Below are 6303 nucleotides of genomic sequence, written 5' to 3'. Positions count from 1 at the left end.
TGAGATTGCGATCGGGGTCGTGGATTCGCGAAAATCACAGCCCTCCGCGCATTTTCGACGGAGGCTCGGCTAGGTCGACGGCTCCCACTGGGTGACCGACGACGTGAATGAGCCGCCCAGCTTGGCGAGGATCCAGGGCGGCAGGTGTTTTGGCATCGGGAGGGGCACCGGTCGGGCGCCGCGCTCGGCAAGCAGGGCATCGTATGCAGCGGTATCACCGCTGAACGGCTGACCCTCGCCAGCGATGAAGCCATAGAGTTCACACCCCTGCGGGCCGGCCTCCCACGGTCCGAACACGTCGCCCCACTCGAGCATGATGTGCGTGCCGGCACCGGCCACGACGTCACCGCAACGGATTTCACCGGCCAGGATGAAGTTGCTGTGATCGCCGGTGTGCCCGTGTTGCGAGGAGATGGCGCCTGGGTCCCACTTGTTCCAGAACGCGAAGTACCTGGGCGACAGTTCAATCCACTTCTCCCAGATCGATGCCGTCCGACCGTCTGCGAACTCGTAGCGCAGCATCTCCTCGGCCGGTACGTCGTCGAGATGCTTGATCGACGGTCCACCCCTCATGCTTGCACCGGCTCCCAGCCGCCGCCCTCGGACGAGCGGTGGGCGGCATCGATCACCGCGAGCGACAGCAGGCCGTCTTCGAAGGTGGCGGCGGCGCTCGGTGCACCGTCGAAGGCGGGCAGCCAGTCCTCGAGCATCAACGCCATCGCGCGACTCGCATGGCCGGCCAACCCCTTCGGCAGGTGCTCCGGGTGCGCGGGGACACGTTCGTCCACCGCGAGCGGGCTCAACCCGTCATCGGTAGCCGCGCCGAGACTGTATGCCGCAGAACGCAGATCGCCGTCACCGATGATGGTGCCGTCCGAGCCGAACAGCTCGAGGCGGTAGTGGTCGGCGTGCGCACCGATCACCGAGACACTCATGATGGCCGTCAAGCCAGACTCCATCCGCATCAACACGGCCGCGGTGTCGTCGGCGGTGATGGTCAGTGTCTCCCCGTCGGGCAACACGCGGACGGGGTCGCTGGTACGCACCTCGGCGCATACCGAGACGGGACGGCCCAGCACGCTACAGAGGAAGTCGAGATCGTGCACGAGCATCCCAGCGAGGTAGCCGCCACCCTGGTCGCGGTCGTACATCCAGCGTGCCTGCAGCGAGCGGCTCGGGTGCCAGTAGGACGCGCTCCGACTGACGCGCGCGAGGTACTGCTTGCCGAGAAAACCCGAGCGCACCCGCTCGGCGAGCGCCAACCAGTCTGGGTTCCAACGATTCTCGAAGCAACAGGCGGTCGGTACGTTGGCCTCGGCGGCAGCCTTCACCATGTCGCGGGCCGCGTCGAGATCGCCGGCGAGCGGCTTCTCGCACAGCACGGGCTTACCCGCCGCCAGGGCGGCAAGGACCATGTCGTGGTGCAGCACGGTGGGCGTCGCGACCGAGATGACGTCGAGGTCGTCGCGGGTGACGAAGGTCTGCCAATCAGTCGAGGTCTCCTCGATGCCCAGCTTGCCAGCCACGCGCTCCAGCCGCTCGGGTGTACGCGCGCAGAGCGCGACGGGTTCGAAGCCCGCCGCCGCACGGAACCCGGGCACCTGAACGTGTGAACCCCACCCCACGCCGATGATCCCGACCCGTAGTGGCTTCCGCTCCGTCATGTGCTCTCCTCGGTTCGTACCGTCGGCAACCCCGTCCATTGGTGACACTAATGTTAGATAGGCGTCGCGTTCAAGGGTGAGAATCGGACGCATTGCCGAACTGCTGCAGTAACCCGACGTTGCCTATAAGTGACATGAGTGCCAGAATCGGATGCTGTGAGCACGACCGACACCGACGAGCAGCAGTTCGCACCGCTGATCGACCTGCAGTGGTGGCAGGAACGTCCAGCCGACCGGGCGGATCTCTACCGCCGCCTTCGCGACGCAGGCGGCCCGGTATTCGTCCGGACCAACCGGCCCAGCTCCCCGCGGGTACGCGGCTTCTGGGCGGTCGGTTCGCACCGCGACGTCGCCAACATCAGCCGCCGCCCCGAGGAGTTCGCCTCCGGACAGGGCACCCAGATCTTCGACCAGACCGCCGAGATGCGCGAATACCGTGGCTCGATCATCGACATGGACGATCCCGAGCACATGCGGCTGCGCAAGATCGTCTCGCGCGGCTTCAGTCCACGGATGCTCTCCGAGCTTCGGGGACTCGCGGAGGAAACCACCGCCGAGATCCTCGACGAGATGCCACGTTCGGGTCGGTGCGACTTCGTCTCCGCATTCGCGACGCTGCTGCCGTTGCGCATCATCGACAACATGTTGGGGGTTCCGCGCGAGCACGAGCAGTTCATTCTGCGTGCGACCAACGTCGTGCTTGGTGCTTCGGACCCTGAATACGTGCCCGACCAGACCGTCGAGGGCATCGGGGCTGCGGTCACCGAAATCAGCGAGCAGCTCATCGAGCTACTCAAGGGCATCGCCGAGGATCGCATCGCCAACCCCCGCGACGACGTCATCAGCAAATTGGTCACCTCCGACGAGGAGAATTTGACGCCTCAGGAGTTGGCGAAGTTCTTCATCCTGCTCATCGGTGCGGGGAACGAGACCACGCGCAACGCACTCACTCACGGGCTTCTGGTATTGAGCGCACACCCCGAACAGCGCGACCGGCTACTGACGAATTACGACGAGCTGGCCTCGCCCGCCGTCGAGGAGATCCTGCGGTACGCCAGCCCCGTAATTCACATGCGCCGCACCGTGACACGCGACGGCGTGACGCTGACCGACGCCGACGGAAAGGTCACCCACACCTTCAACGCCGGGGACAAGGTCGTGGTCTGGTACCCGGCGGCCAACCGCGATCCCGAAGTATTCAGCGACCCGGAGACCTTCGACATCGCACGGAAACCCAACAATCACATCGCCTTCGGTGGGCCAGGGCCACACTTCTGCCTTGGTGCCCACTTGGCACGACTCGAGCTGAACGTAGCCTTCAAGATGCTCTACGAGCGCTACCCCGACATCACCGCGACCGGCGAACCCGTCATGCTGAAGTCGAACTTCGTCAACGGCATCAAACACCTAGAGGCGACCTACACCCCATGAGCGCACAGGCAGTGCTGTCGGACATCGCGGACGGCGTCATGACGATCACGCTGAACCGGCCCGAGGCCGCCAACGCAGTACGCCCCGAGGACCGCGACGCGCTCATCGCGCTACTGGCGGTCGCCGACGGTGACGAGAACGTGCGCGTCGTGGTGCTGCGCGCCAACGGCAGGCACTTCTGCTCCGGTGCCGACGTCGCGTCGCTGGCCGAGCGACGGGCGAAGGGCGAGAAGCGGGTGATGGAACCGACCCGCCGCATCATGAACGGTGCTCAACGGCTGGTGGCCGCCGTGCTCGACTGCAACAAACCGGTGATCGCGGTCGTCCACGGCGCCGCAACGGGGCTGGGAGCACACGTGGTGTATGCCTCCGACCTGGTGATCGCCACCGAGAACGCCTACTTCGCAGAGTCGTTCGTCAAGCGCGGGCTGGTCGTCGATGGCGGTGGCTGCTATCTGCTGCCCCGGCGAATCGGCATGCAAAAGGCCAAGGAGATGGCGTTCTTCGGCGAAAAGCTCTCGGCTGCAGAGGCATTGACGTTGGGTCTGGTGAACCGCGTGGTGAGTGTCTCTGACCTGGACGCCACGGTGGCCGACTTCGCCGGGCGGCTGGCGGGTGCGCCCACCAGCGCCATCGCATTCACCAAGAGGCTGCTCAACGACTCCCCCGACACCGACAGGTCCGGTGCGTTCGTGGCGGAGGCGATGTCACAGGAGATCCAGTCGTACGCACACGACTCGACGGAGGGCGTGAAGGCCTTCATGGAGAAGCGCCCGACCGAGTTCACCGGGTGGTGACGGCCGTGGCCCGCGCAGACTTTCCCACCATCGACCCCGCAAGCGCCCCCTACTGGGACGCAGCGCGCGAGGGTCGTCTACTGATCGCCGAATGCGCTTCGTGTGGCAGGGTGCATCACTACCCACGGCCATTCTGCCCGTTCTGTTGGAGCGAGGACGTGCACCCGGTTCCGGCCAGCGGAACGGGGAAGCTCTATACCTATTCCACCGTGTACGTGAACGATCTGGCGCCGTTCAAGGAGCGACTTCCGTACGTCGCGGCGATCGTCGAACTCGACGAGGGGCCGCGTCTGATGACGACGATCGAAGGCGCCGAGCCGCAGCGCCTACGGGTCGACATGCCGGTGACCGCGGTGTTCCGCCCGGTCGACGAGAACGATCCGGACGGCCCCTACCTCACCATCTTCACACCGTCCTTCACCCCACACGAGGAGAGCCCATGACAGGACTACTCGACGGCAAGGTCGCCCTGGTGACGGGCGCCGGGCACGGCATCGGCCGCGGCCATGCGCTCGAACTCGCCAAGCATGGCGCGACCGTGATCATCAACGACCTGGGCACCAGCCTGTCAGGCGAGGGCACCGACAAGGTGGCCGACGAAGTGGTGGCGATCATCGAGAAGCGCGGCGGCAAGGCCGTTTCCGACTTCAGTGACGTCGGCGACGAGGAGCAGGTCGACCTCGCGGTGGAACGCGCCTACTCGCAGCTGGGCAGGCTCGACATCGTTGTCAACAACGCGGGCATCGTGCGGGACAAGGCGATCTGGAACATGACCGTCGACGACTTCGACCTGGTGATGCGCGTACACGTCCGCGGCAGCTGGCTGACCAGCCGCGCCGTCGCCCGCAAGTGGCGCGAGGAAGCCAAGGCCTCGGGCGGAAAGGTGTACGGCCGCATCATCAACACCACTTCGGGTGCGGGCCTGCACGGCCACTTCGGGCAGACCAACTACAGCACCGCCAAGTCGGCGATCGTGGGGCTGACCCAGACGCTCAGCCTGGAGTTGGCGTCGATCGGCGCCACCGTGAACGCCATCAGTCCCGGTGGCCGCACCCGCATGTCGGCGTCGATGCCAGGTGCGCAGGCTGCAATCGAGCCCGACGAGCGGGACGAGGACGAGTTCGACCCCAAGGATCCGTCGCTGGGCTCACCGGTAGTGGCTTGGCTGGCCAGCCCGGAGGCCGGTCACATCAGCGGGCAGATCATCCGCGCGATGGGTGAGAATCTTCAGCTCCTCAAGGGCTGGCATCCGGTGGCGTCGGTATCCAACGGTCAGAAGCGCTGGGACGCAGACAAGTTGGGGGCAATCATGGCCACCGACGTGTTCGGTACTCGCAACACCGGTTTGCGACTGGGCGGCTGACGTGACGGACCTCGCGGAAGTCGAGCGGGAGTTCCGGCACTACTTCATGACCGGTCCCGTACTCGAGGACTGGGCGGGATGGGCCAACCTGTTCACTGACGACGCCACGTACTTCGACCACTTCTATGGCACCTTCACCGGGCCCGAGGAGATCACCAGGTTCCTCGAAGGGACGATGGGCGCGGCACCACAGGTCTACAGCCCGTTGCTCTGGTATGTGATCGACGGCACGCGGGTCGCGTACAAGGTGTTCAACCGCGCCGACAACCCGGAGCCGGGTGGTCCACCCATCGACTTCCCCTCGTACCAGTTCATCGAATACGCCGGAGGCGGGAAGTGGCGCTCTGAAGAGGACGTCTGGATTCCCGCCGAGATGAAGCAGTTCGCGCGGCGCTACGACAGTGCCGCCAGCGAGCACCCGCAGACGTTGCAGCAGAAGCTGCGCCGCGAGGACTGGGGCCCATGGGTGGACTGGGCACGGCCCGAAGCCGGACACCACGCCTCACCGTCATGGCTTGGCAAGGACGGCTTCATGCCGTTCTCCGGCATTCACGACATCGACTTCGGCGTGCGGTCGCACTGACTTCTGCCTAAATGCCGGACCCCGGGCGCGTCTCGGTTCTATGCTCGGCGCACTCGTGAGGAGGAGTCCGTATGGATGCGGCAGCGAATATGGGGTTGATCCAAGAGGTGTACGGGGCGTACACGACCTGTGATCTCAATGCCATCACCAGGCCGCACAACGACCGATCCGTCTGGGTCGAGGCCGGAGACAGCCAGCGGACGGGTGTATTCCGCGGCGCGACAGCAATTCTTGACCATGCAATGCAGAATCAGGAACTCACCGACGGAACCCTCGCGGCGGAGGTGCAGGACATCGTCGGCGGCGAGAAGTCCGTCGTCGTCGAACGTACAACCGCCCAACGAGCGGACCGAAAACTGGACATGCTGTGCGCGACGACATACCTCATGTCCGACGGCATGGTCGCCGAATTGCGAGTCCTGCCATTCGACAGCCCGGAGTGGCAGCGGTTCTGGGAGTAACGCC

General features: G+C 65.4%; 8 protein-coding genes. 6 read left to right on the top strand and 2 right to left on the bottom strand.

The features are described from left to right. Positions 1-69: 69 nt before the first annotated feature. On the bottom strand, positions 70-573 hold the full coding sequence (locus QOD90_RS03905) for a cupin domain-containing protein (RefSeq protein ID WP_526346859.1): 504 nt from the start codon (positions 571-573) through the stop codon (positions 70-72). Beyond that, on the bottom strand, positions 570-1664 hold the full coding sequence (locus QOD90_RS03900) for a Gfo/Idh/MocA family protein (protein WP_526346857.1): 1095 nt from the start codon (positions 1662-1664) through the stop codon (positions 570-572). The genes QOD90_RS03905 and QOD90_RS03900 overlap by 4 nt, the downstream gene beginning before the upstream one ends. Before the next feature lie 156 nt (positions 1665-1820). On the opposite strand from QOD90_RS03900, the gene QOD90_RS03895 reads away from it, so the two are divergent. The 6 genes from QOD90_RS03895 to QOD90_RS03870 all read left to right on the top strand — a co-directional run bounded on the left by QOD90_RS03895 (position 1821) and on the right by QOD90_RS03870 (position 6299). Continuing rightward, positions 1821-3095, top strand: a complete 1275-nt coding sequence (locus tag QOD90_RS03895) for a cytochrome P450 (protein WP_526346855.1) — start codon at positions 1821-1823, stop codon at positions 3093-3095. Then, entirely contained in the window at positions 3092-3892 is an 801-nt protein-coding gene (locus QOD90_RS03890; protein ID WP_526346853.1) for an enoyl-CoA hydratase/isomerase family protein, read from the top strand. The genes QOD90_RS03895 and QOD90_RS03890 overlap by 4 nt, the downstream gene beginning before the upstream one ends. A 5-nt stretch (positions 3893-3897) precedes the next feature. Continuing rightward, a complete protein-coding gene (locus QOD90_RS03885; protein WP_526346851.1) occupies positions 3898-4335 on the top strand; it encodes a Zn-ribbon domain-containing OB-fold protein in 438 nt (145 codons plus the stop codon). Continuing rightward, a complete protein-coding gene (locus QOD90_RS03880; protein WP_526346849.1) occupies positions 4332-5255 on the top strand; it encodes an SDR family NAD(P)-dependent oxidoreductase in 924 nt (307 codons plus the stop codon). The genes QOD90_RS03885 and QOD90_RS03880 overlap by 4 nt, the downstream gene beginning before the upstream one ends. A gap of 1 nt (position 5256) precedes the next feature. After that, complete coding sequence (locus QOD90_RS03875) at positions 5257-5838, top strand: nuclear transport factor 2 family protein (RefSeq protein ID WP_526346847.1); 582 nt, start codon at positions 5257-5259, stop codon at positions 5836-5838. A gap of 71 nt (positions 5839-5909) precedes the next feature. Continuing rightward, positions 5910-6299 (top strand): hypothetical protein, encoded by a 390-nt coding sequence (locus tag QOD90_RS03870; RefSeq protein ID WP_526346845.1) that lies wholly within the window; start codon positions 5910-5912, stop codon positions 6297-6299. The last annotated feature ends 4 nt before the right edge of the window (positions 6300-6303 follow it).

The sequence above is a fragment of the Mycobacterium sp. genome, from assembly GCF_032161845.1.
Classification (GTDB): domain Bacteria; phylum Actinomycetota; class Actinomycetes; order Mycobacteriales; family Mycobacteriaceae; genus Mycobacterium.
Note: the sequence above shows the minus strand (reverse complement) of the source record. Positions and strands in the feature narration are given on the sequence as shown.